Origin of the sequence: Methylotuvimicrobium buryatense, assembly GCF_005931095.1 — a bacterium.
GTDB classification, from domain to species: Bacteria; Pseudomonadota; Gammaproteobacteria; order Methylococcales; family Methylomonadaceae; genus Methylotuvimicrobium; species Methylotuvimicrobium buryatense.
In genome coordinates this window covers 2819669-2845469 of the sequence record NZ_CP035467.1, presented here as the reverse complement: position 1 = coordinate 2845469, position 25801 = coordinate 2819669, and the positions used below count along the sequence as shown (strand labels likewise).

Here is a 25801-nt window from a genome sequence, read left to right as displayed (position 1 = left end):
AGTTTCGGTTTTAAAATCCCTATATTGTACCGTTTAATCCGGGATAAGGCAGCGGGGCAATTTTTCGCCGACCTTGGTTCATTGATCTTGAGCGGGTGAAAATGGGTTTATAACTTTCGTACTTCAAGTTTCGGTAGTGCCCGAGGACACCCCGGTGCCGGATTTTGATCTACGATGGGTATAATTGATTTCAAATGGGAAACTTTCCGGGGTTATCTGTTTCCAATGTGAAATTTGTTTAGGAATTTTAAATGAAAGTTTTTCAAGTTGTATTTTTGTGTTTTTTGATCATTCCTTTTCTAGAGATTTATTTGTTGCTGACCATCGGCGGCTTGATCGGTGTATTTCCGACGGTTTTTTTGGTGGTATTTACTGCTGTATTGGGCGCTGCTTTGTTAAGACAGCAAGGTTTTGCGACCTTAAGGCGTTTTCAAGCGAATTTGAATCAGGGCGTGGTTCCCGCTTACGAAATGATAGAGGGGCCGATTTTGCTGGTTGGTGGCGCATTGTTGTTGACTCCGGGTTTTTTTACCGATGTGCTTGGCTTTGCATGTCTAATTCCTCAATTGCGCGGCAAAATTGCCCGTTATGTGATTGAGAATCATCTGATACAGGCTGGTGGCGCGGTTCATCCCGGTCGACCTAAAGATAATAATGTTCTGGAAGGCGAATATAAAAAAGAGGATTGACAGAACTTTATTTTATAAGCTGCTTGATCTACGTCCCTGTAGAATTTAAGCGCTTATTGGCTGCTTTCCGATTCGCCGCTTGTGCAAGTGTTCTTGTTGAGTCCGGAATAAACCGGACACCAACCGAAAAAAGAGGTGCCGATTAAAACGGTTCCTAACAGCAATAAAATAATTTTTGCGGTGAATAAGGATATCAATACTAATGCCGCGCCTCCGAACATGCGGTATTTTTTATCCTTATCGCCAAGATTGTGTTCGAATTTTATCATGCGTTTAAAATCGAAGCTCATTGTAAGTCCCCTCTGCTAATTAATGTTGGTTATTAAAGCCTGGTCCGGCCGTCATTGTTGCTTTCCTTAAACGCGCATAGCTTATAGAAATGTTTCAACGATAACAAATGGATATTACTTCAATTATTAATCCTCTCAATGATGCCCAGCGCGAGGCGGTATCGGCACCTTCTCGCGCAATGTTGGTTTTAGCCGGCGCCGGCAGCGGCAAGACCCGGGTCTTGGTGCATCGCATCGCCTGGCAGATTCAAGTCGAAGGCCATTCGCCGCATAGCATCTTAGCCGTCACCTTTACTAATAAAGCCGCAACGGAAATGCGCACTCGCATAGAAGACCTGCTCAATATTTCTGCACGCTCGATGTGGATAGGTACCTTTCATGGGCTTGCGCATCGTTTGCTCAGGCGTCACGCAAAAGATGCGCAACTGCCAGAAACCTTTCAAGTCATGGACTCGGACGATCAGTTGCGCCTGATCAAGCGCCTCTACAAAAACCTGAATCTGGACGAGGCCAAGTGGCCGCCCAAGCAAGCGCAATGGTATATCAACGGGCAAAAAGACGAGGGTATTCGAGCCAAGCACATGCCGGAAACCGGGGATTTTTTCCAGCGGCAAATGCTGGCGATTTATAAGGCTTATGAAGAGGTCTGTCAGCGCTCCGGTCTGGTCGATTTTGCCGAACTGCTGCTACGCGCGCATGAATTGCTGCGCGATAATCCCGAAACCTTGAGCTTTTATCAACAACGGTTCCGGCATGTGCATGTCGACGAATTTCAAGATACCAATACGATCCAATATGCTTGGTTACGGTTGTTGACGCAAGACCGCGATAATCTGTTCGTGGTCGGCGACGACGATCAATCCATTTACGGATGGCGCGGCGCAAAAATTGAAAATATCTACCGTTTTCAGAAGCATTTTCCGAATCATAAAGTCGTCAAACTGGAACGAAACTACCGTTCGACCGGCCATATTCTGAAAGCGGCCAACCGGGTGATCGAACATAACGAAGGACGGATGGGCAAGGAGCTTTGGACCGAAAGCGGCGACGGCGAGCCGATTTCGGTCTATGCCGCATTCAACGAGCAAGACGAGGCTTATTATGTCGTCGAGCGTATTCGGAAATGGGTCCATGAAGGCGGTTCGCGAAGCGATATCGCGATTCTTTACCGCTCCAATGCGCAGTCGCGCCAGTTCGAGGAAAAGCTGATCGCGACCAGTATTCCTTATCGTGTCTATGGCGGCTTGCGCTTTTTCGATCGGGCCGAAATCAAGAATGCCTTGGCTTATTTGCGCCTAATGGCCAATCCCGATGACGATGCATCTTTCGAACGCGTAATCAATACGCCGACGCGCGGTATAGGGGCTAAATCATTGGACGACATTCGGGTATTGGCGCGGGATAAGAATTTATCGCTTCGGCAGGCGGTTGAGTTCGCGATTGCACAAAAATTGACGACGCCAAGGGCTGGGAATGCCATGTCCGGATTCATTGCTTTAGTTCGGAGTTTGGCCGAACAGACGCAAGGTTTACCGTTGTTCGAGCAAGTTAAGATCGTCGTCGAAAAGTCCGGGTTGATCGAGTTTTATAAAAAAGAAAAAGGCGATAAGGGCGAGGCCCGCGTCGAAAACTTAGAAGAATTGGTCAATGCCGCTCGACTGTACGAGTACGACCAGGATAACGAAGAAAACCTGAGCGAACTTGACATGTTTTTGACGCATGCGGCGCTCGAAGCCGGTGAAATGCAAAGCAATGCCGAACAAGATTGCGTGCAGCTGATGACCTTGCATGCCGCTAAGGGCTTGGAATTCAAGCGGGTGTTCATGGTCGGCTTCGAGGAAGGTTTGTTTCCGTCGCAACAATCGGTCGAGGATCCGGGGCGCTTGGAAGAAGAGCGTAGGCTATGTTATGTCGGCATGACCCGCGCGATGGAAAACTTGTGTTTGACCTATGCCGAATCCCGGCGCTTGTGGGGGCGCGAAACCTATCCGAAGGCTTCGCGGTTTTTGCGAGAAATTCCGGCCGAAACGCTTCAGGAAGTCAGGATGCGCGCCCAGGTCAGCCGTCCGGTTTCATTCACCGGAAACATGGATAGTCATGAGCCGGGGACATACAAATTAGGGCAGCGCGTTCGTCACGAAAAATTCGGCGAAGGGGTGGTGCTGCAAAGAGAAGGTAGCGGCGCACAGGAGCGCATTCAGATCAATTTTCAAGCAGTAGGCATCAAATGGCTGATGTTATCTTATGCCAAGTTGGAAGGGGTGGGGGCGTAACATATCGACTATGGTTTGAGTCAATCAAAACGTTTGGGCAGCAATTCCCAGTTTGAACATGTTCTCGCAGTTTAGGGTGGAGAGCATGCCTGTCGAGGAACGCCGTGAACCGGTCCGTGGTGGCTTGACGGCAGTTCGAAGGCCAAGGAAGGCGTGAATGCAGATTTTGTATTACGCCATGGATGGCGTCTATTATGGCACTAACAGTAGGCGTTTTAGGCGCGTTGTAGCCCATATGCAGTGTAGCCTAATACGGGAGAAATCGCGACGAAGGCGTCGCTCCCACAGCCCGCTGTTAACCCTTTGTGGGAGCGATCCCCTGATCGTGATTTCGAGGTCGAAAGTATTAGGCAACAATAAATGGTATCGAAGACTCATTGGCTAAGATAGCAAAAGGGTAATACATTACTTGTGTATAACGGCGATGAGGTCTCCGCCGTGGGAGCCCATACCTTGGCTGCCAAGAGAGATAGGTATGCATTTCCACGCTGGAGCGATGGAAACGAGGAAAGATGATCTGTGATGCGTATTCTTAACCGCACGAATCGAAAAGATAAGTCGTCACCTTATTGGGGCCGTATTCTGCCGACCATTCCTCGAGAATCGTACGCAATATTTCATAGTCCTCGGGAGTGTTTCGGCGTAGCAAGTCTGCACCGAGAACCATCAGGATGAGGTTTTGCTCATTATTATCAACTTGCAGGTCCCTTAGTACATCGAGCAGCGCATCCCAATTGCGGCCGAATGACGCCGGCAGCGACAACGTATCGGATAGCCGTTGCATGGCGGATTTTTTGTCACGGCAGCCCGTAAGATCGATTTCCACCAGATGTAGCGAATTACGACGGGCCTCGTTTCGGATTTCCCGCGGAGTGGATAACGGCGTTAATGTCATCATTGCGGCACCGGAAAGGCACGGAAACTGTTGTAATGATCGTCGGTGTAATACCACACTTGAGGCGGCTGTCCGCCTGTAACGATGCGCCGTGCTCCCCGATGACTCAGTCCGGGCGTATCGACCGTGTACTCGCGGTAGTATCCTCGAGGTTTCTGCGGCAAGTGTCTTTCTCGGTTGAAAAATGTTTTATCGTCCTGAGGATACGGATGAGGACCGCCTTGCTGTATACGCCGGATCGTGAGGTAGGCTTCTTTCGGTAAAAAAGCCGTTTCGGTATCATGCTTAGTGCTTCCTTCGGTCGAGCCGATGATTGTTTTGGCTTCATCGATTATTGACGTATCGAAGTTCCACCACTGGGCCAAGCCCACAATCAATGCGACTAAAATTAGCCAACGAGGAAATCCCCTCATATGTACTCCCTTCTCGGTCCAGGTTTATCGATAAAATTGCGTTTTTCGATCGTGATTTCAATGGATTTGGGAGTGTCTGTCAATGATCAACAGCATTGAGCCGCAGGCGGATGCTCATTGCCTCGGCAAAAATCGTTTCAGCTCCGGCAGACAAGAGCCGCAGCCCGTTCCTGCGCTGAGTCGCTGCCCGATTTGTTCGACGTTCGCTAAATTGAATTCCCTGATCGCTTTGGCGATCGATTTTTCGCCGACATTGAAACAGGAACAAACCAAGCGACCGCAATCCTCTTGTCCTTCCGGCGGCAGAGCGCTCAGTAGTCGCAGGCGCTCCTCTTTGTTGATCTGCGGTTGGGCGAATAGCGTTTCAAGCCAGCCTGTTTCCGGCAATGGCGGTGTTGAGGACACGAATAAGCAAACTTCCAATCGTCCGTCGATGATTAGCGCGCTGCGATAAACTCCCCGTTCCGGATCGCTGTATTCTAAACAATGAGGGTTGTTCGACTCGCCGGATAGCGATTTTAGCCAATCGCGCCAGGAAGGGAAGGGGGTTCGGTCGGCTAGCTCGTACCGGATGAAGTCGTTGCCTTTGACTGTAACGCGATATTCTATATCGTCTAGCATCAATGGCGAACGCGACAATACCATTGCGTACCAGATCGCTCGATAAGGCGTGATGGCTGCCGGGGTTTGCTTGCTTTCCGGTTGACCGGAATGCGGATCGACGACCGGGTTGACCAATACGCCGACGCGTCCTCTGCTAGTGAGTTGCGCCGTCCAGTGCATCGGCACGAACAGACTGCCGGGTTGCTGGTTTTCGGTGACGACGACTCGGGCGATCATATTGCCCCACAGACTAGAGATCGTCGCTAGGTCATGCGTTTGTAAATGATAACGTGCCGCATCGAGCGGATGGATCTCGACGAAGGGCTCCGGTTTATGAGCATTGAGTTTCGCCGACAAGCCGGTTCGGGTCATCGTATGCCATTGATCACGCAGGCGTCCGGTATTCAATGTGAAAGGATAATTCGGATCGGGCTTATTAACCGGCGGGCGCGGACGTATCGCAATGAACCGGGCTTTTCGGGACGGAGTATAAAACTTGCCGTCGGCGAAAAGGCGCGCTGTGCCGTTAGGATCCATTTTAGTGACTGGCCATTGCACAGGTTGTAAACGGTCATAGGCGCCTTCGGTCAGATCCGCGAAGGCTGAAATATCGAAATCGCGCGGTTGGCCTTCCCTGTTATTTTCAAATCCGGAAAGCGCGGCGTGTTCACGGAAAATGTCGGCGCTGGACCGGTAATCGAAGGCATGCTTGAAGCCCATGCGGGCGGCAACTTGGCTTATAATCCACCAGTCCGGCTTAGCCAAACCGGAAAACGGAAATAGCGGGCGCTGTCTGGAAATGCGCCGTTCCATATTCGTAACGGTACCGTCTTTTTCGCTCCAGCCGGCCGCCGGTAGGCGGATATGCGCCAAATCGACCGTGTCGGTGTTCTTGATGCAATCCGATACGATGACGAGATTGCAGCGTTTGAGCGCATTTTTGACTTTATCGGCGTCCGGCAGCGTGACCACAGGGTTCGTTGCGATAATCCAGACGGCCTTGATGGTGCCCGCATCGATTGCATCGAAGAGTTCGACCGCTTTCAGGCCGGGGCGGGGCGCGATCCGGTCGGTTTGCCAAAAGCGGGCGACGCGGTCGATATGCTCGGGGTTATCTAGCTCCATGTGCGCTGCCAAAGTATTGGCCAAGCCGCCGACTTCGCGTCCGCCCATCGCATTTGGCTGACCGGTGAACGAAAAAGGCCCCATGCCCGGCTTGCCGATTCTACCGGTCGCTAAATGACAGTTGATGATGGCATTGCATTTATCGGAGCCGGAGGCCGATTGATTGATGCCTTGGGAATAGACCGTGACGGTTTTACCGGTGTTCGCAAACCAGTCGAAAAATTTTTCGACATCGGCCACGGACAAACCGCAGTCTTGCGCGACACGTTCAATGCTTCCTGCAGAGCTTCGGGCGGACTGCAAAGCCCATTCGAAATCCTCGGTATGCGCGGCGATGTAGTTTTTATCGAGCGCATCGTTTTGCGCCAAATAGGCCAACAAACCGTTGAATAGTAAGCCGTCCATGCCCGGTTTGATCGCCAAATGCAAATCCGCGCTGTCGCATGTCGCGGTTCGGCGCGGATCGATGACGACGATTTTCAGCGCCGGATTATTTTCTTTGGTTCTGAGGATGCGTTGAAACACGACCGGGTGACACCATGCGGTGTTCGACCCGGTCAGCACGATCAATTCGGCGGCTTCCAAGTCTTCATAGCTGCACGGGACGGCATCGGCGCCGAAGGCCCTTTTATAGCCGGTGACGGCCGAGGACATGCACAGCCTTGAATTGGTGTCGATATTGGCCGAACCGATAAAGCCTTTCATGAATTTATTGACGACATAATAGTCTTCGGTCAATAACTGGCCCGAGACATAGAACGCGATCGCATCGGGCCCGTATTGCCGGATGACTGAGGTCAAACCGTCGGCAACGGTGTCGAGCGCGGTATTCCAGTCGCATGGTATGCCATGGACTTCGGGGTATAGCAGACGGTTTTCCACCGACACGGTATCGCCCAATGCCGAGCCTTTCGAACATAGTTTTCCGAAATTGGAAGGGTGATCCGGGTCGCCTTGTATCGTCACTTGGTGGCCGATAGCATCGTCGACGGTTGCAACGATACCGCAGCCGACTCCGCAATAGGGACAAGTGGTTTTGATTGTCTTTTCGTTCATGGCGGCGGTCATGCGGCAATCGGTAAGGGTGGGCGCCCGAAAATCAAACAATCGCGGTACGGCGAAATATCGGTTCGGCTCTTCAAGCAATCGAGATACCAAGCCGAATCGCCGGTATCGCCGTAGAGCACGATACCGGCGATACGCCGATTCTTGATGACCAATTTTTTATAGATATGCAGGGCCGGATCCTTGAAAACGATCTGCTCGCATTGTTCTCCGCCATTGAAATCGCCTGCCGAAAACAGATCGATGCCGGTGACCTTGAGCCGGGTTGCCGGCAACAGGCTTTGATAACGCGAATCGGTTCGATGGGTCAGTTGCCGGGCGCAGACTTTGGCTTGCTCGTACACCGGCGCGACCAGTCCGAATAATTCGCCGCGATGCTGCACGCATTCGCCGACCGAATAGATATCAGAGTCGCTGGTTTGCATCGCGTCGTCGACGACGATGCCTTGTTCGCAGTCGAGTCCGATGGCTTTTGCGAGCGCGATATTCGGCTGGATACCGGTTGCCATGATCAGTAGATCGGCGGGTAGAGAACTTCCGTTGTTCAATTCGACTTCGGAGATATGGCCGTTTCGGCTGATGATGTTTTCGATCGTGCAACCCAGCTCGAAGCGAAGCCCCTTGGCTTCGAGCTGGGATTTCAAGAGATCGCCAGCCTCGTTATCGAGTTGGCGATTTAATAAATGGTCCGCGCGGTTGATGACGGTGACGTTCATGCCGCGCTGCTTAAGACCGTTGGCGGCTTCCAAACCCAACAAGCCGCCGCCGAGTACGATGGCGTGCCGTTTGCTTAGGCTTTTTGCGATCATCGCTTCGACGTCGGAGATTTCGCGAAAACTCATCACACCCTCGGTATCGCGGCCCGGAATCGGAAGGATCAACGGCAGCGAACCCGTTGCGATCAATAACCGGTCGTAAGTGGCCTCCGTACCGTCCTTTGCGATCACGCGGCGGCGGTTGCGGTCGACATCGACGACGGTTTTACCCGGGCCGCAATGCAACGTGATATGGTGTTTTCGGTACCAGGCAAAGTCGTGAATCATGATGTCATCGATCCGTTTTTCGCCGTACAAGATCGGTGTTAACAAGATACGATTGTAATTCCCGTAAGGTTCGGCGCCGAATACGGTGATGTCGTATAAGTCGGGTGCCGATTCGATCAAGGCTTCGACGGTACGCATGCCCGCCATGCCGTTACCGATGACGACCAGTTTTTGTTTCATGACCATTCTCCTCAAAGAAGATGCGGGCGCGTTGACTTTACCGGGTGAATGAATAGCCGAGTCGCGCCGGCAAACCGGTTAAAACGAAATGTTGCCTTGTACCCAAACCTTTTGCGTGTCGTTTTGGGCAAAGGCGGGGGCGTTGGCGTCGGCGACGTAATAGGCGTACTTCAACAAGACGGAATAATGCTTGCCGAACGCCTTGGTGACTTGAAAATCGTATTCATTGCCGTAATCGACACTACCGCTGTCATCGGTGAAGTTGTGATAAACGAACATCAAATTGGCGCCGAGCACGCTGCTGCCTAATGTGAAATTGACGTCACGAATACCGTCGGCCGGCGTTGCCAGAAAACGGTCGGCCCAGCCTTGAAATGCATGATTAGTCCCGAGCGGCGTTTGAAATGCATTGCGTCCATTGCCGTTAAGTTGTTCCATCGCCGCTTTTCCGGTAATACCGAATAACGTTAAACCGCCCATCAAGTTGTAACGGTCCAATGCGAAGCTGTTCGGATTGTTTTGATAATCGGCTTGATAGCTGTATTCGGCCGTGTAATGCAGCGCCAAGTCTTCGTTGATTTGCGGCGAGCCGATCAGTCTTATGCCGTAGGTCTGGCTAGAGCGGCCGAACAACGCCTTATCTTCGGTATATTTCAACCAGTAACCGTAAGCAACGGCGCTGCCCAAATTGCCGAAGTTGTAATTGACGTTGAGTAACGGCAGTTCGGTGTTGTCGGTCAACGAAAGAATGGTTCGGACCCTGCCGATATAACCGGCCCGAATCGTCAAATCCGCAATCGAAGTATTGGTTACCAACACCGAATCGTAGGTCATTTCCATTTGCCGCCACCCGACGTTACCGATGAAACGATCGTCGTCCAGCTTGATGCGTTGCCGGCCGCCCTTGATCAAGGTATCCGGAATACCGTTAAAGGTGAGCCAGAGTTGATTCAACTCGTGTTGGTCGGCCGGGTCGGCGACGACATGATAACGGCTGTTGCCGGTGGATACGCCATTGTAATCGCGCTGCGCGGCAAAGACGTTTTCGTACTCGGCGAAACCTTGCCAACCGAATACATTCGGGCTTAAATAGCCCAGGCGTAAACGGAAGGTGTTGGCATTGGCCGGTTCCGGCGGGGTACCTTCGGTGTTGGCGTGTTCGTAACGGTAGTTCAGATCGAAAGTGACTTGACCGTATTTCCCGTCGCTTTGCCCGAACTTGAGCGCGTTTTCAATCGTTTCGTCGAAGCCGCCGGCCTGGGCTGACGATGTAATCGCGATTAATGTCGCTGAACAGGCGGTATGCCAAGACCTTCGGGTTTTAAGCGTTGAAGCGTTAGCTAACAGCATCGTAATCTCCTTAATGAACATGAAATCTTATTGATCGCACATGCGATCCATTAGAACGGGCTTAGGCAACACGCGGTAACATCAAGTACACATCGCGTACCGTCTACAAGCGTCTCAATGCGTATGGTCGCATTCGGCCAGAAAGGTCAGTAGGCTTTCCCGGTACTGGTAATAATCCGGGTGATCGAGCAAGGCTTGTCGTGTGCGCGGCCTCGGTAGGTCGATCGTTTCGATCTTGCCGATCTTCGCGTGCGGACCGTTGGTCATCATCACGACCCGATCGGCGAGCAGGATGGCCTCGTCGACATCATGGGTCACGACGATCGCGGTCACATGGGTCCGTTCCCAAACTTCCATCAGGACTTCCTGCAATTCCCAACGGGTCAGCGAATCGAGCATGCCGAACGGTTCGTCGAGCAATAACAGTTTCGGCGACAGCGCGAAAGCGCGGGCGATGCCGACCCGTTGCCGCATCCCGTTGGAGAGGTCCGCCGCTTTTTTCTCCATCGCATCGGCAAGTCCGACGCGGGTTAGATAATATTCGACGATATCGTCGCGCTCGGATTGCGATGCATGCGGGTAAACGTTATCGACGCCGATCATGACGTTCTCGAATGCGGTCAACCAGGGAAACAAGCTGGGCGATTGGAACACGACGCCTTTATCCGGGCCGGCGCTGTCGATTTCTTTGTTGTCGAGCACAATGCCGCCTTCGGATACGTCGGTTAAACCGGCGGTCATCGACAGCACGGTCGATTTGCCGCAGCCCGAATGGCCGATGATCGAGATGAATTCCCCTTTTTTGACTAACATATCAAATCCGTCTACAACCTTGACCGTACTCTTGCCGTCGGGCGTCGGATAGATTTTCGAGAGTTGCGAGAATTCCAAATAACGCGGTTTGCCAAGGTCATTTTGTCTGGGTTTTAAAGCCGAGTTATCCAATTTCCAATCGTTGCTAGTGTTGGGTCGCACGTCCGGCAAGACGACCGCATCGCTGCCGGATTCGGCTTTTTGCATACCGACGCCCATTAAGTAACGGGTGATTTCGGCACGGAGTTTCTTGAAGGCTTCGTCGTGGTTCAGTGCGGCCCGGTCGCGCGGCCTTGCCAGCGGAATCTTGAAGTTTGGGCCGAATGTCGCGCCGGGTCCAGGATTCAGCGCGATGACGCGATCGGCCATATAAATGGCTTCGTCGACATCGTTCGTGATTAAAATCACGGTTTTCTTTTCCGCTTGCCAAATCGCGATGATTTCATCCTGAAGTTTGCCGCGCGTCAGTGCATCTAATGCGCTCAACGGTTCGTCCAGCAACAAGATATCGGGATCGGCGGCCAAGGCCCTCGCCACATTGACGCGCTGGCGCATGCCGCCCGATAATTCGGCCGGTTTTTTGGTCATTGCTGCGCCCAAATTGACCATGCGCACATATTTTTCGGTATGCGCTTTACGCCGGTCGGCCGGCCAATCCTTGAAGCGTTGATCGACGGCCAGAGCGACATTGTCGAATACGGTCAGCCAAGGTAGCAGCGAATAATTTTGAAAGACCACGCAGCGGTCAGGCCCCGGTCCTTTGATCGGCCGGCCTTGTTTAAGTACCTCGCCGCTGTCGGCCTCGATCAATCCGGCGATCGTTGAAATCAGCGTGGTCTTGCCGCTGCCGGAAAAGCCGACGATCGCGATAAATTCGCCTGCCTCGATGTCCAGATTGATGTTTTTCAATACCGACGTTTTAGCTTTTCCCTCGCCGTACGATTTGCAAACGTTTTTGAGTTGTAAAAAAGGTTTCAATGAATGGACCTTGGCTAACGGTGCAGAGGGTGCCGGCGTGTCGATTGATTCGTCATCGCTACGTAAGAGTTGGGATGTTTTCATGTCGGTCTCCGGGTCAGAGCGTTTTGCCGAATGAGAAGGCTTGTTGCAGCGAATGCATGACGCGGTCCAGCATGAAACCGATGATACCAATCGTGAATACCGCGACCATGATACGGCCCAGCGAATTCGAGCTGCCGTTTTGAAACTCGTCCCAGATAAACTTTCCGAGGCCGGGGTTTTGTGCGAGCATTTCGGCTGCGATCAGCACCATCCAGCCGACCCCAAGCGACATGCGCATGCCGGTGAAGATATAAGGCAAGGCCGAAGGCAGTACGATTTTCTTGATCTGCGTACTCCAGTTGAGGCGAAGGACTTTGCCGACATTGACCAAATCCTTGTCGATCGACGAGACGCCGACCGCGGTGTTGATCAGAGTCGGCCATAGAGAACAGAGCGTGACGGTAATCGCCGAAGTCAAAAACGCTTTTTCGAACCATGAATCGTCGGTCGTGATGTAGACCGCGCTAACAACCAGCGTCACAATCGGCAACCAAGCGAGCGGTGAAACCGGTTTGAAAATCTGAATCATCGGATTGATCGCGGTATTGATGACCGGGCTCATGCCGCAAAGAATACCGAGCGGTACTGCAATCAATGTTGCAATGATAAAGCCGGTGAATACGGTATAAAGACTGGTCAAAATTTGATCGAAGTAAGTCGGTTTTCCGGTATAAGGCCGAGTTTTGATTTCGGCTTTCGGGTCGTTTGCCAACCTTTGTTGATTGCGGATTTTTTGGCGCTCGTAGAATGCGGCCTTTTTTTCTCTTTCGGCATAATGGGCGCCGATCAGGCCCTGCGCTTCTTGCCATACGGCTTCAGGCCCCGGAATCGCCCCCAAACTGGTTTGGATTTTTACGGCCGAGGCATTCCAAAGACCTAGGAATACGACAAAAGCCAGTATCGGCACGATGATCGTCAAACCGATTTGCCGCATTTGCTGCTGCGGATTTTCGCCTGCGCAGAGCTTGACGAACGGTACGAACCAGGTCAGCCCGGTTACGTTGAAAAATTTGATTAATGTAGTCGACATGGCGAACCTCTTTGTCTAACCAACGGTCATGTTTAGGCATGAATGTCTAAAAAAATGGCGCATCCCTGCACCTAGGCGACATTCGATGTCACTATCGGAAGGGGTTGTTCTTTATTTGCTTGTTTTATTCGGAGCGATGCGCCGTCATTGGCTGATTTTCCCGTCTTTCAATATTTCTTTGCCTTTCAGGCCGATCGTGAATTTCGTCAAGTATTCGTTCGGTTTGCTGCCGTCGTAAACGATGCCGTCGATAAAATCGGCTTGCGGCGGTTTGAATCCGCTTTCGCTTTCAGGCGGAAAATCGCTTGCCTTGGCTTTACCTTCGGCAATCAATTCTTTTGCGGCAGCCATGTAGATATCGGGGCGATAGACTTTTTTAGCCGTTTCGATGAACCATTCGTCGGATTTGGATTCGTTGATCTGTCCCCAGCGGCGCATTTGCGTCAAAAACCAGATTGCATCGCTGTAATAGGGATACGTGGCGTGATAACGGAAAAAGACGTTGAAGTCGGGCAGCGAACGAGTGTCGCCTTTTTCGTATTCGAAAGACCCGGTCATGCTGTTGGCGATCACTTCGTAGTCGGCACCGACATAACGGCTGTCGGAAATAATCTTGGCCGCTTCTTTGCGGTTCTTATTGTTATCGGCGTCGAGCCAAATTGCTGCGCGGATCAGCGCCTTGACGACGGCCAAGTGCGTGTTTGGGTTTTTGTCGGCCCAGTCTTTACTGACGCCGAGTACTTTTTCCGGATTGTTCTTCCAGATTTCATAATTGGTCACGACCGGTACGCCGATGCCTTTGAACACCGCTTGCTGGTTCCACGGCTCGCCGACGCAATAACCGTAAATCGTGCCGGCTTCGAGCGTGGCGGGCATTTGCGGCGGCGGAGTGACCGACAGCAGTACATCGGCATTGAGTTGTCCGGTCGTTTCTCCCGGCGGCGCATAATAACCGGGTTGAATACCGCCAGCGGCTAGCCAATAACGTAGTTCATAGTTATGCGTCGAAACCGGAAACACCATGCCCATATTGAACGGTTTGCCTTCGGCCTTGAATTTGTCGATCACCGGTTTCAAAGATTCGGCTTTGATCGGATGCACGGGCTTACCGTCTTGCATTGGCACATGCGGTTTCATTTGTTGCCAGATGTCGTTCGAAACGGTCACGGCATTGCCGTTTAGGTCCATACTGAAAGCAGTGATTACATCGGCTTTCGTGCCGAAACCGATTGTCGCTCCCAGGGGTTGTCCCGCCAGCATATGCGCGCCGTCCAACTCGCCGTTGATGACGCGGTCGAGCAGTACTTTCCAATTGGCTTGAGCTTCCAGTTGTACATACAGGCCTTCGTCTTCGAAATAACCTTTTTCATAGGCGATGGCTAATGGCGCCATATCGGTTAGCTTAATGAAACCCAATTTCAGGTCTTCCTTTTCGATGTTTTCTACCGATGCAGCATTCGTGCTTGCGATAAGCAAAAAGGCTGCAGTAGCCGCTAGTACGGTCGGTCGTTGTTTAGCGTTGAATGCTAGGTCAGTGTTCATGGTCGGTTCCGAAAATTTAAAATTCAGGCAAATAAAAAGGCGTCTGCCATGCGATAAGAGGGTTATCGCATGAGAGACGCCTTTGTCCGGTGTGCTCGACAGTGAGCTTGTCAGTTACTCCATCGTCGGAGATTTATTAGTATTTAAGCAATTGCAATGCCAATAGTGAGATAGTTTTCGAATAGTAATTAATAGTTCAATGATAACAATAGGCTATGGTGAGAAGGGTTTTGAGAAGGGAGGGAGGGCTGTTTTCCACTGGGGAAGCGATGACATGATTTAGTGCAGAGAGAGTCATTGCCAGGGTAGTACGGCACCAAATGTGTGCGTTACGCTAAACTTCGGGAAGTATACTCATCGTAGATCAAAATTCGGCAACGGGGGCTCGTCAAAGGACGCCGTGAATACGTCCCTGTAGGCTCTGTGACAGCATCCCTGCTGTCAAAGCCTTTGCCGAACACCCGGGCGCCTCCATGCGTCAATGCCGAAATTTGAAGTGCGATGGGTATATACCTATTGTGCAAAAAGTAGCGACCGAACGCTAAATTGTTGTGTTGTCCGGAAAGACTATTGGTGTTTGAGTGTTACTGGCTTCGATAGTCGCGACGAAGGCGTCGCTCCCACAGAGGGCGGCGGACGCTCTGTGGAAGCGATCCCCTGATCGCGATCTCGAGGCCGAGAGTGTTAAGTAACAATAAATGGTATCGAGGTCTCATTGGTTAAGTTTGCAAAAGGGTAATTTTTTTCTTATGTGTAACGATGAGCGCTGGGGCATGGGAAAGAGCGGAATGCGGGTTGGCCGTTTTTAGCTTGATGCGTATGGGATTCGGGACGTTCTCGTTAACAATGGCTGATTGCGTCCATGGCCCATTCGCAAATAACTTTGTTTCGCCCGGTTTCTTTGGCTTTATATAGGGCTTGATCGGCGCGTAAGATAAGGCTTTCCATTGTGTCGTTCTGTTTTCGAGCCGCGATACCGATCGATAACGTAATGGTGCCGATCGATTCGTTGCTATTTTTACGTTTTAGCCTGCTGTTTTGTAATGAGGTTCTTATTTTTTCGGCAATATCCTGCGCTGCGGATAATGATGTGTCGGGCATGATGATGGCCAGTTCCTCTCCCCCGTAACGAGCAACATAATGATGTTTTTCGCAATACTTTTTCAGTAGCGATGCGGTGAATTTCAACACATTGTCGCCGATTAAATGTCCGAATTTATCATTGACCTGCTTAAAGTGGTCCAGATCCAATAGTGTGAGGCAAATGTCTTTGTCGCTCGATTCCTCGAGGAGATTGGTTAGCGTCTCATCAAATGTTCCGCGATTCAATAGTCCGGTCAGAGCGTCGACAGTCGCCGCTTCCTTAACTTTTGAAAGTTCCTTGCGCAGCTGTTCCATTTCTTTATTAGCGGCTTCCAGTTGTGACTTAAAATGATCGCTAGTGTCAATCAAGTCCTTTGTTTCGCCGGCAATTTCGCTCAGCACGGTTTTCAATTCTTCCAAATTCGTTATGCTTTCTAGGCGTATCGATTTTTCCTCAAAACTATCGCTGGCTTCGGATGCTTTTTGCTGAGTTTCATTAACCGATTTTCCGGTTTGATCGATGATTCTTTGGATATCTTGATTGATTTTGTCGAACGATACCAATGCCGCGTGACAGATATGTTTTTTATATAAAGCCAGGCCGGTCTCCATATCGAAAGGATTATTTTCGGCAATTAGTTGGTCGACAGCGGCCTTGAGGTTGTCATTGTAACTCGCTGTGTATTCGTAAAATACGGCATAATTGATTGGGGTCGGAGTGATTTTATGCTGCATCATGAGTTTAACGATGCGATGCATAAATTGAATGTTTTCTTCGGTGGAGTAGTCGTAATCGGTTCTAAACGGCATGGGGATAGGTGTCCGGGTAGTCAAGTATCAATAGACAAGATCGACGATCATCCGTGAGTCATACTGTAATTTCTAAGCAGGTGTTCGGCTGGTGTCTCGGATTGCAAGGGTAGTTTGTAAAGAATGCGTCGGAGCGTTACGAGATCGATTTTTCTTATGGTTTTTTTTATACAGAAGAGCTTAGTTTATTCATTTCATTTTACAAGTGTCTTATCTCGTTATATACATCGCACATCTCTTGCTCTTTAGGAACGAGCATGAAATAACTTCGATAACTTCTGGGAGGGGGTTCGGTGGCTCGATTGACAGGTGTCGGCGGCAGGGCAGATTTTTGCTCCTGCAAAATCTGCATTCATGCCATCCATGGCAATCAGATTCCGCCGTCAAGCCTACATGGAAGTATTCACGGCGTCCTGTCAAGCGAGTCACCGAATCGCCGCAAAGCCTACTACTTGTAGCAGTTATTTTGTGCATATTCCTTAGACGGTTTTTTCGATCGAAAAGAAGTAGCAAAAGCGATAAATAAAAACCAATGAGTAAAAAATTTTCGGATACCTTTATAATTAATCCTAATGATGATTACCCTTCAAACGTTTAACAAATGATGCCAAACACCGGATCTTACCGGATATTAATGGTGGAAGACGATCCCGGCGATGCTAATTTGGTGCGTCAGGCTTTGCGTGCGTCTCGGGACGTCCATTTCGAAATTATTTGGTCGACGACCTTGACCGAAGCTAAACGCCAGTTGCAGGACGGTTCGCTCGATGTAGTTTTGCTCGATTTGACTCTGCCCGACTCGAGTGGGCTCGATACCGTAGATGCGGTTCGTCAAGCCGCCGGAATTTTGCCGTTGATTGTCTTGACCGGTAATGACGATAGTCAATTCGCATTGCGGACATTGGATTGCGGAGCCCAGGATTATTTAGTCAAAGGTCGTTTCGAAACCGATGGATTGGTGCGTGCGATTCGTTATGCGGTTAGCCGAGGACGCCTTGAGCAACGTTTGGCCGAAACTGGCATGCATTTGCGGACGTTAATCAATGCGCTGCCGGATATCGTTTGCTTTAAGGATGGAGAAGGGCGTTGGCTCGAAGCGAACGATTTCGATTTGAAATTATTCGGTTTGGAGCATGTCGATTATCGAGGTAAAAAAGATTCCGAGCTAGCGGTTTACCAAGACTTTTATAAAGAGTCTTTTTTAGCCTGTGAGGCCAGCGACGAAAAAGCTTGGCAAGCCGGAGTCATTACCCGGGTTGAAGAAGACATCCCACGCCCCGACGGATCTTCTCGAACGTTTGAGATTATTAAAATTCCGTTGTTTCATGATGATGGTCGCCGTAAAGGCTTGGTTGTGGTTGGGCGCGATATTGACGAGCGTAAACAAGCCGAGGCGCGCCATAGACTTTCCACCCGAGTCTTTGAGACGGCCGGCGAAGCGATCATGGTGACTGATGCCGATGCGAACATTATTGCCGTTAATCCTGCTTTTACGCGCATTACCGGTTATACCGAAGCCGAAGTGCAAGGAAAAAACCCACGCCTGTTAAACTCCGGGCGATACAGTAAGTCGTTTTGGGCGGCGATGTGGCGAGCGCTGCAGAATAAAGGAGAATGGGCCGGCGAAATCTGGAATCGGCGCAAGAACGGGGAGATGTTTCTGGAATGGGAAACGATCAGCGCGGTTAGGGACGAGCGCGGGAACGTGACGCAATATATCGCCGTATTTGCCGATCTAAGCGAAATCAGACGCGCACAAGAGGCGGCCGAAAAATTGGCGTGGCGCGACCCGCTGACCGGTTTAGGCAACCGGGCTCTGTTCTTGAAGGAATTGGAGCAAACCTTGATTGCCGCTTCTCGGGAAGGTCGATTTGCCGGTGTGCTCTTATTAAATCTTGACCGTTTTAAGGACATCAATGAAGCTCGCGGACTGGCAATCGGCGATGAATTACTGAAAACCGTCGCTACTCGTTTGCTTGATGCATTGAGTGATGATGATCTATTGGCAAGATTGGATTCCGACGAGTTTGCCGTTTTGCTGACACGTCAAGCGCCTACGCAAGAAGCGTTCGGACGAGAAGCGTTAGCGCTGGCGGAAAAATTGCGGGCTGAATTGCGCCGCGGTTTCGAGGTCGAGGGTGAGCTAATGCATCTCGATGCTGCGGTCGGAATCGCACTGTGTTCGGAAGGAAACGGTGAAACAGCAATCGATATATTACGTCAGGCCGATATGGCCATGCATCGCGCCAAAACCGAAGGCGGAGGACGTGTTGTGTTCTTCGAAACTACGATGGGGGATGCGGTCAAGGAGCGTTTCAAGCTCGAAGGTGAATTGCGTACGGCGATCGCAGAAGGACAACTCAAACTTTATTTGCAGCCACAGGTCGATAGCGACGGTGTCCAGGTAGGAGCGGAGTCTCTGGTGCGTTGGCAGCATCCTGAACGAGGCTTGATCATGCCCGGAGTATTTATTCCGCTGGCCGAAGCGACCGATTTGATCGTAGCGCTCGATCGCTGGATGCTCGGTTCGGTTTGCAGGATATTGGCCGAGCTCGATGGCGAAGGCCGCTCGATTCGGCTTTCGGTAAATATTAGTCCGAGGCATTTCGAACGTTCGGATTTCGTTGGGGAAATAAAGCGGCAATTGATGTTGAGCGGTGCCGATCCGACGCATTTGGTTTTGGAAGTGACCGAAGGGTTAATGATCGGTAATCTTGAAGATGTCGTGGCTAAGATGACTATATTGTCGACGATGGGCATTCATTTTTCGATGGATGATTTCGGCACCGGCTATTCGAGCTTGGCTTATTTGAAACGCTTGCCGATACATGAAATAAAAATCGATAAAAGTTTCATACAAGATGCGCCGACCGATCCGAACGATGCCGCACTGGTCGAAACTATTTTAGCGGTTGCGCAACATTTGAGCTTGCAAGTGGTGGCTGAAGGGGTGGAAACTCGAGCGCAGAGCGATTTTTTGAAAGCTCGCGGCCGAGTGATTTATCAAGGGTATTTATACGGTAAACCCGAGCCGGCGGAAAGTTGGCTGCAACGCTTGAGAGATCAGTAAGAAGCCTTACTCCCTTTATACTCAACAAATGGTTAACTTTATGAAGGTATGGGGTGTGGCTAGCGAGGATGTCGGCAGCAGGGATCGCTGCCGTCAAGCCTCCATGGATGGATTCACGGCGGTCCTCGATAGACACACCCCATACCTTTTATTCTTAGACTGGTTTTCGATCAAAAGGGCGTATGAATTTCCGGGGACTGATGTGTGTTGGATGCAGGATGGTCCGATGAAAAAATATGCCGGGATTTGCAAAAACGCTTCTTGTTGTGTCGGGTTAGCTTTTTTGTGCGTTCTTTTTGAGTCAACTGTTTTAGCCGAACCTCTGAAAATCGGTGTCTTGGCTTATCGTTCTAAAGACTATATTCAGAAGCAATATCAACCGCTGGCCGATATTTTGAATCAAGCGATTCCGGATTGCGAATTTAGTGTCGAGGCCATGAATTATGAGGAGTTGGAGCAGGCAGTCGCGACGCGTCAAATCGATTTTATTTTGACGAATCCATCGCATTATTGGTTAATGGCTTACCGAAGCGGTTTGTCGGCGCCTTTGGCAACGTTGGTTAAAAGCGAGGGCGGTCAAGCGCTTTCGGCATTTGGCGGCGTTATTTTTACACTGACTGATCGTAAAGAGCTTCAGCATTTGTCCGATTTGCGCGGAAAAACGGTTGCCGTCGCCACGACCCGGTCGCTGGGTGGCTATCAAATGCAGGCTCATGAATTAATGAAAAATAATTTATATGCCGGTCAGGATTTTAAGCCATTCGTAACAGGGATGCCTCATGACCGGGTCATAGAAGCCGTATTTAACGGCGATGCCGAGGTCGGTTTTGTGCGTAGCGGTGTGCTCGAGTCGATGGCTCTGCAAGGAAAACTCGACCTGGCCCGAGTGCAGGTACTAAATCGTCAAGATTTACCCGATTTTCCTGCTGCGATATCGACGCGTTTGTTTCCCGAATGGCCTATTGCATCTTTGCCGCATATTAACGAAACGCTGGCTCGTCGCGTTGTCGCCGCTTTATTCTTATTAACCGACAATCCCGAGGTTACGCGCCAATTAGCAATTCGTGGTTTTACCATTCCGGCCGATTACACCGCCGTGGCGGATTTGTTGCGAGACTTGCGTTTACCACCTTTCGATTCGCCGCCTCGTTTTACGCTTGAGGATGTTTGGCGGCGTTATTCGCTGCTAATTATTTCCGCTGTAGTCATTGCCGCTTTGATCTCGTTATTGAGTTTGAGTCTATGGAGGGTCAATAAGAAATTACAGGCGGAACGCCGGCTTGTGTTACAAAAGTCCGAGCTTTTGACACAAACGCGTAATACGCTGGAGGCGATTATTAAAGGAACGTCGTCCGTTGTCGGGGAAACTTTTTTTGCGTCGTTGGTTGAATGCTTGGCGAACGTATTGAACATGCGTTTTGCTTTCGTTGCCGAAATAGATAGTGGCGATATTCGAAAAGCGCGAACTATTGCGTTTTGGAACGGTGAAATGGTCGGCGAAAATTTTAGTTACGATATTTGCGGCACGCCTTGCGAGAATGTTATTAAAAAGCGGATTAGCGTCTTTTCGGAAAAAGTCGCCGAATATTTTCCGGATGATGTTTGGCTAAAACAAAACGCCGTGGAAAGTTATGTAGGAATACCGTTGTCGGATAGTCAGGGCCAATTTTTGGGGCATATGGGGTTGATGGATGTCAAACCGATCGATAATCCCGAATTCTTGTTGTCTTTATTGAAGGTATTTGCAACGCGTGCCGCGAGTGAAATGGAGCGGCGGCGTGCGACCGAACAACTCGAGCGGAAAACTGAAGCCTTGCAGCAGTCGAATGCCGATCTCGAACAATTCGCTTACAGCGTTTCTCATGATATGCGTCAGCCTTTGCGAAGCATCATTGGGCATTTGCAATTCTTAGCGAACGATTTGAAAGGTAAATTAGACGAAGACGGACAGCTTAATTTTAATTTCGTGCTTGAAGGGGCTAAACGCATGGATGCGATGATTATGTCATTACTCGAGTTTTCCCGTGTCGGCCGTAAAACCGAGGCAATGCGCCGGGTAGACAGTCTCGAAGTGCTCAACGAGTCGCTCGTTGTATTGGCTGCCATCATCAACGAGTCGAAGGCGATCATCGATATCGACGGCGAGTGGCCTCAAGTGTATGCGAGTCCGGATGAAATGATTCGTTTGTTTCAGAATTTGATCGGCAATGCGGTTAAATATTGCGAAGGACATAAACCGCATTTGGAAATAGCTTCAAAGCGAGACAATAGCATTTGGCAAGTGCGTATCAAGGATAATGGTATTGGCATCGATCCGGCGCAGATTGATCGTTTGTTCGCTTTTTTCAGCCGCTTGCAACCGCGAACGCGGTTCGAGGGTACCGGAATGGGTTTGGCCTTATGCCGGCGCATTGTCGAGCACCATGGCGGGCGAATTTGGGCCGAATCGAAAGGCGAAGGTTATGGCAGTCTGTTCGCATTCGAAATACCGCTAGAGCCGCCTTCGATCGACAGCAAGGCTTAGCCGGAAAATCTTTTCAAGAGCTGGAAAATAGACACTATTGGCACGGATAGACATTGATCGCACGAAGTATGTCCGTTCAATTTATACTCATCGTAGATGAAAATTCGGCCTCGGGGTGCCCGTTAAAGGACGCCGTAAATACGTCCATGTAGGCTCTATGCCAGCTCCATGCTGGCAAAGCCTTTATGAACGCTATGGATGGCGTGAATGTCGATTTTGCATTACGCCACGGATGGCGTGTATTAGGGCAATGCAGGAGCAATTGCCGAGGAGCAAAAATCGACCTAGCACCCCGAGGCCTCCTCCGGCACTGCCGAAATTTGAAGTGCGAAAGGTATAGCTTTATTTTCCTCACAGCAATAACTTTACTTTAGACAATTCAGACATGACTTTTAAAACGATAGAATCCTGTGTCGGCAATACTCCCCTGGTTAAATTACAACGCTTGCCCGGAGATTCGTCGAATATTATTTTAGCCAAACTGGAAGGTAATAACCCGGCCGGTTCGGTAAAGGACCGGCCCGCGCTGAGTATGATCAAACATGCCGAAACGCGCGGGGAAATCAAGCCGGGCGATCGTTTGATCGAGGCGACCAGCGGTAATACCGGTATCGCATTGGCCATGGCAGCCGCGATCAAAGGCTATAAAATGACCTTGATCATGCCGGACAACATGAGCGAGGAACGTAGGGCATCGATGAAGGCTTACGGCGCCGAGATCATCTTGACGCCGTCCGCATCAAGCATGGAGGGCGCGATCGATTTGGCCCGGCAAATGGAGCGCGAAGGCAAAGGCCGAATTCTCGACCAGTTTGCCAATCCGGACAATCCCCGCGCGCATTATGAAGGTACCGGCCCTGAAATCTGGCGCGATACCGAAGGCCGTATCACGCATTTCGTCAGCTCGATGGGCACGACCGGGACGATCATGGGGACATCGAGCTTTCTAAAAGAACAAGATCCCGCGATTCAAATCGTGGGCGTTCAGCCGGAAGGCGATTCGAAAATCCCCGGCATTCGGCGTTGGCCGAAGGAATATTTACCGAAAATCTATGATCGTAGCCGCGTCGATAGAATTATCGATATCGATCAAGCAACCGCCGAAATCACGATGCGGGCGCTGGCGACCGAGGAAGGTATTTTTGCCGGGGTATCGTCGGGCGGAGCCGTTGCCGCTGCATTGAGGTTGTCTGCAGAAGTTGAAAATTCGGTGATTGTCGTGATTATCTGCGATCGTGGCGACCGTTATTTATCGACTGGTGTTTTTCCCGGTTGATCGCTACGGCTATTGGCTACTATGTGCCATGAAAACGCTTGGAATTTCCTCGTGTTTGTTGATGTCTTCAACGGTAATGGCATTGGATTCGGTCGGCTTGAGAATATCTACGATCGAAGCGGAAGGCTGGCAGCTTGAAGGTATAGAGATTCGGTTGTCCGAATTTGCGGCGCCGTCTCAAAATATCGTTTTATCGGTGCAATCTCTCGGGCTTCCCGCGCCCTTCGATGAAATAACATTCGTCAGCATCGAATGTTCGGATTTCAGTTGGCGCGACGAGGAAATCCATTGTTTCAAAGGCAGGGCGGAAATTAAAAGCGCCTGGTTACAATCGCCGGCTTTCGATTTTCGTTTCAGTATCGGTCCCCGGCGTAGTGAAGTACGCATCGAACGGCTCAAAGCCGGCGGCGGCGAAGTTGCCGTGCATGCCTCGGTCGAAGACGAACGTTGGGCGCTTCAAGTAAATTCGCGCGGCTTGCAAAGCGACGCTATCAAGCCTTTTATCGATTCCGATGACTTTCAAATAGGTGCGGGGCGTGCGGATATCGATGTCTTAGCAGAAGGACCCGGAATCGAATTGGACAAGCTTTCCGTCTATGCCAGTCTTAAGGGTTTATCCGCACAAGCTACGGACGGTAGTCTTGCCGGAGAAGATATCGATGCCATATGGTCTTTACGGGCGGGTTCGGCGACAGGCAATTGGCAATGGTTGAGCCGCGCCGAATTTTCCAAAGGAGGATTGTATATCGAGCCCTGGTTTGTCGAACTGTCGCCTGAAACAGTCTCGATCAATAGCGCGGGTACTTGGTATGTCGATTCGCGGCGAGTGGACATCGCGCATGTCGATTTTCGCCACCCCGGCGTATTCGAGGTATCCGGAAGCGGCCAGGTTAAAACGATTCCTTCTTTGAGTCTCGAGCAGGGACGGTTTTTTGTCCAAGCGGAAAATTTGCAGTCTGTATCCGGCATTTATCTCGATTCGCTGCTCTTGGGTACTCCGGCAGAAGGCATGAGTCTGTCCGGGCGTTTAAGCGCCGACGCTTCGATATATAATAATGCACTGCTCGACCTGGCTTTGAATGTCAGTAGTTTGAACGTAAGCGACAGCCAATCCCGCTTGGCTTTAATCGATGGAATCGGGGTGTTGCATTGGTCTGGTCGAGAAGGCCCTGCTAGACCTTCAGTCTTTTCTTGGCAACGGCTGCAATTGGGTAATGTGCCGGTTGACTCGGCTCAAGTTTCGTTTTTGACTGAAGCGACCTCGTTTCGCCTATTAAATAAATCGCGCTTACCGTTACTTGGCGGTGCTCTAACCATCGAACGTTTCGACTGGACTGCACGCGAAAACGACGAGCACGATTTGTTTTTTATCGGCGAATTGGAAAATATTTCATTAGAAAAGTTGACGCAGGCATTGGATTGGACGCCGATGAGCGGAACGATTAGCGGCAGGATTCCCGGCGTCGATTACCGGGATAATAAACTTGCCTTGGATGGCGAGTTGACGATCGATGTGTTCGACGGCCGAGTTACGATAAGCCAACTAGCATCCTCCGGCTTATTCAGTGAATTTTCTCAATTCTATGGTTCGGTCGAAATAGAGAATTTAGATCTGGCGCTATTGACGAGCAAATTTAAATTCGGCGGTATCGAAGGGCGCTTGTCCGGTTTTGTTCGCGATCTCTATCTGGAAAATTGGCAGCCGGCGACTTTTTTTGCATGGTTAGGCACGCCGGATGATGACGATTCGAGGCATCGAATCAGCCAAACCGCAGTCGAAAATTTAGCTAGTATCGGCGGAGGCGGGGCCAACGACCTAATTTCAAGAACCTTTTTAGGTTTTTTCGAGACTTTCGGTTACGAGCGTCTCGGCATCGGCTGTTATTTGCATAATGGCGTGTGCCAGTTGACAGGTGTAGAGCCGGCCGAGCAAGGGTATTACATCGTCAAAGGCGGCGGTCTGCCGAGAATCGATGTGATGGGGTATAATCCCCGAGTTGATTGGAATGTTTTATTGGAGCGTCTGAAGCGCATTACGATGGCCTCAGACGACATGGTCATTGAGTAACCGGAGTTAAACATGAAAAAAATATCATTCATCGGCGCCTTGCTGCTAACGGCTTGTGTGACGATTAATATCTATTTTCCCGCCGCTGCCGCGGAAAAAGCGGCGGATCAAATCATTAAAGATATACAGCAAACGACCGATTCGCCCGTGAGTCCCAGTAGCAGTTTGTGGGATTGGCGGATCGCTTTCTATCAAGCGATAGACGGGGTATTGAATGTCGTCATTGCGCCGGCTCATGCCCAGCAAGCCGATCTGTCGATCGACTCGCCCGAAATCAGACGCCTGACCGCATCAATGCAAAGCCGTTTTTCGTCGCTGAAACCGTTTTACGATGCAGGCTACGTTGGCATCGGTTCGGATGGCCTGTTAGTCGTCAGGAATGCCTCTGCCGTGCCTTTGCGCGATAGAACACAGGTGAATCGTTTGGTGGCCGCCGAGAACGCCGATCGTAATCAGTTATACCAGGCTATTGCCAATGCCAACGGCCAACCCAATTGGTTCGCTCAGATCAAATCGACGTTTGCCGCGCGTTGGGTCAGTAATGCGCAGTCCGGCTGGTGGTATCAAATGCCGAACGGCAGTTGGAGACAAAAATAA

General features: G+C 50.6%; 17 protein-coding genes. 7 read left to right on the top strand and 10 right to left on the bottom strand.

Going from position 1 to position 25801, the window contains the following annotated elements; all coding sequences use genetic code 11:
- The first annotated feature begins 251 nt into the window (after positions 1-251).
- Positions 252-689 (top strand): FxsA family protein, encoded by a 438-nt coding sequence (locus tag EQU24_RS12670; RefSeq protein WP_014148754.1) that lies wholly within the window; start codon positions 252-254, stop codon positions 687-689.
- Positions 690-742: 53 nt separating this feature from the next.
- On the opposite strand, the gene EQU24_RS12665 is transcribed toward EQU24_RS12670, so the two are convergent.
- Positions 743-979, bottom strand: a complete 237-nt coding sequence (locus tag EQU24_RS12665) for a YgaP family membrane protein (RefSeq protein ID WP_014148753.1) — start codon at positions 977-979, stop codon at positions 743-745.
- A 107-nt stretch (positions 980-1086) separates the two neighbouring features.
- Here EQU24_RS12665 and uvrD point away from each other — a divergent pair, with 107 nt between their 5' ends.
- The gene (gene uvrD / locus EQU24_RS12660) at positions 1087-3252 is read left to right on the top strand and encodes a DNA helicase II (RefSeq protein ID WP_014148752.1); all 2166 of its coding nucleotides are present in this window, start codon (positions 1087-1089) and stop codon (positions 3250-3252) included.
- A 532-nt stretch (positions 3253-3784) separates the two neighbouring features.
- Here the strand turns inward: uvrD and EQU24_RS12655 are convergent.
- From EQU24_RS12655 to EQU24_RS12615, 9 genes are all read right to left on the bottom strand, one after another.
- Positions 3785-4150, bottom strand: a complete 366-nt coding sequence (locus tag EQU24_RS12655) for a barstar family protein (RefSeq protein ID WP_014148751.1) — start codon at positions 4148-4150, stop codon at positions 3785-3787.
- On the bottom strand, positions 4147-4560 hold the full coding sequence (locus tag EQU24_RS12650) for a guanyl-specific ribonuclease (RefSeq protein ID WP_014148750.1): 414 nt from the start codon (positions 4558-4560) through the stop codon (positions 4147-4149). Before EQU24_RS12650 ends, EQU24_RS12655 begins: the two co-directional genes overlap by 4 nt.
- Positions 4561-4674: 114 nt before the next feature.
- Entirely contained in the window at positions 4675-7344 is a 2670-nt protein-coding gene (locus EQU24_RS12645; RefSeq protein ID WP_040575432.1) for a nitrate reductase, read from the bottom strand.
- An 8-nt stretch (positions 7345-7352) separates the two neighbouring features.
- A complete protein-coding gene (locus EQU24_RS12640) occupies positions 7353-8576 on the bottom strand; it encodes an NAD(P)/FAD-dependent oxidoreductase (protein ID WP_017839158.1) in 1224 nt (407 codons plus the stop codon).
- A gap of 78 nt (positions 8577-8654) precedes the next feature.
- Entirely contained in the window at positions 8655-9926 is a 1272-nt protein-coding gene (locus EQU24_RS12635) for an alginate export family protein (protein WP_017839159.1), read from the bottom strand.
- A gap of 114 nt (positions 9927-10040) precedes the next feature.
- Positions 10041-11801: an ABC transporter ATP-binding protein gene (locus EQU24_RS12630; RefSeq protein WP_017839160.1), complete on the bottom strand. Its 1761-nt coding sequence runs from the start codon at positions 11799-11801 to the stop codon at positions 10041-10043.
- A 13-nt stretch (positions 11802-11814) separates the two neighbouring features.
- Positions 11815-12831, bottom strand: coding sequence for an ABC transporter permease (locus EQU24_RS12625; protein WP_017839161.1), 1017 nt, complete (start codon positions 12829-12831; stop codon positions 11815-11817).
- A 144-nt stretch (positions 12832-12975) separates the two neighbouring features.
- Positions 12976-14373: a CmpA/NrtA family ABC transporter substrate-binding protein gene (locus EQU24_RS12620; protein WP_014148744.1), complete on the bottom strand. Its 1398-nt coding sequence runs from the start codon at positions 14371-14373 to the stop codon at positions 12976-12978.
- Positions 14374-15213: 840 nt separating this feature from the next.
- A complete protein-coding gene (locus EQU24_RS12615) occupies positions 15214-16266 on the bottom strand; it encodes a GGDEF domain-containing protein (protein ID WP_017839162.1) in 1053 nt (350 codons plus the stop codon).
- A gap of 601 nt (positions 16267-16867) precedes the next feature.
- Between EQU24_RS12615 and EQU24_RS12610 the strand changes: the two genes are divergently transcribed.
- The 5 genes from EQU24_RS12610 (at position 16868) to EQU24_RS12585 (ending at position 25801) form a co-directional block, all read left to right on the top strand.
- Complete coding sequence (locus EQU24_RS12610) at positions 16868-19336, top strand: EAL domain-containing protein (RefSeq protein ID WP_026129991.1); 2469 nt, start codon at positions 16868-16870, stop codon at positions 19334-19336.
- 226 nt (positions 19337-19562) lie between these two features.
- Positions 19563-21860: a PhnD/SsuA/transferrin family substrate-binding protein gene (locus EQU24_RS12605; RefSeq protein WP_017839164.1), complete on the top strand. Its 2298-nt coding sequence runs from the start codon at positions 19563-19565 to the stop codon at positions 21858-21860.
- Between the two features lie 385 nt (positions 21861-22245).
- Complete coding sequence (cysM, locus tag EQU24_RS12595) at positions 22246-23136, top strand: cysteine synthase CysM (RefSeq protein WP_014148720.1); 891 nt, start codon at positions 22246-22248, stop codon at positions 23134-23136.
- Positions 23137-23197: 61 nt separating this feature from the next.
- Positions 23198-25204, top strand: coding sequence for an intermembrane phospholipid transport YdbH family protein (locus tag EQU24_RS12590; RefSeq protein ID WP_040575437.1), 2007 nt, complete (start codon positions 23198-23200; stop codon positions 25202-25204).
- A gap of 12 nt (positions 25205-25216) precedes the next feature.
- Entirely contained in the window at positions 25217-25801 is a 585-nt protein-coding gene (locus EQU24_RS12585) for a YdbL family probable chaperone protein (protein ID WP_017839166.1), read from the top strand.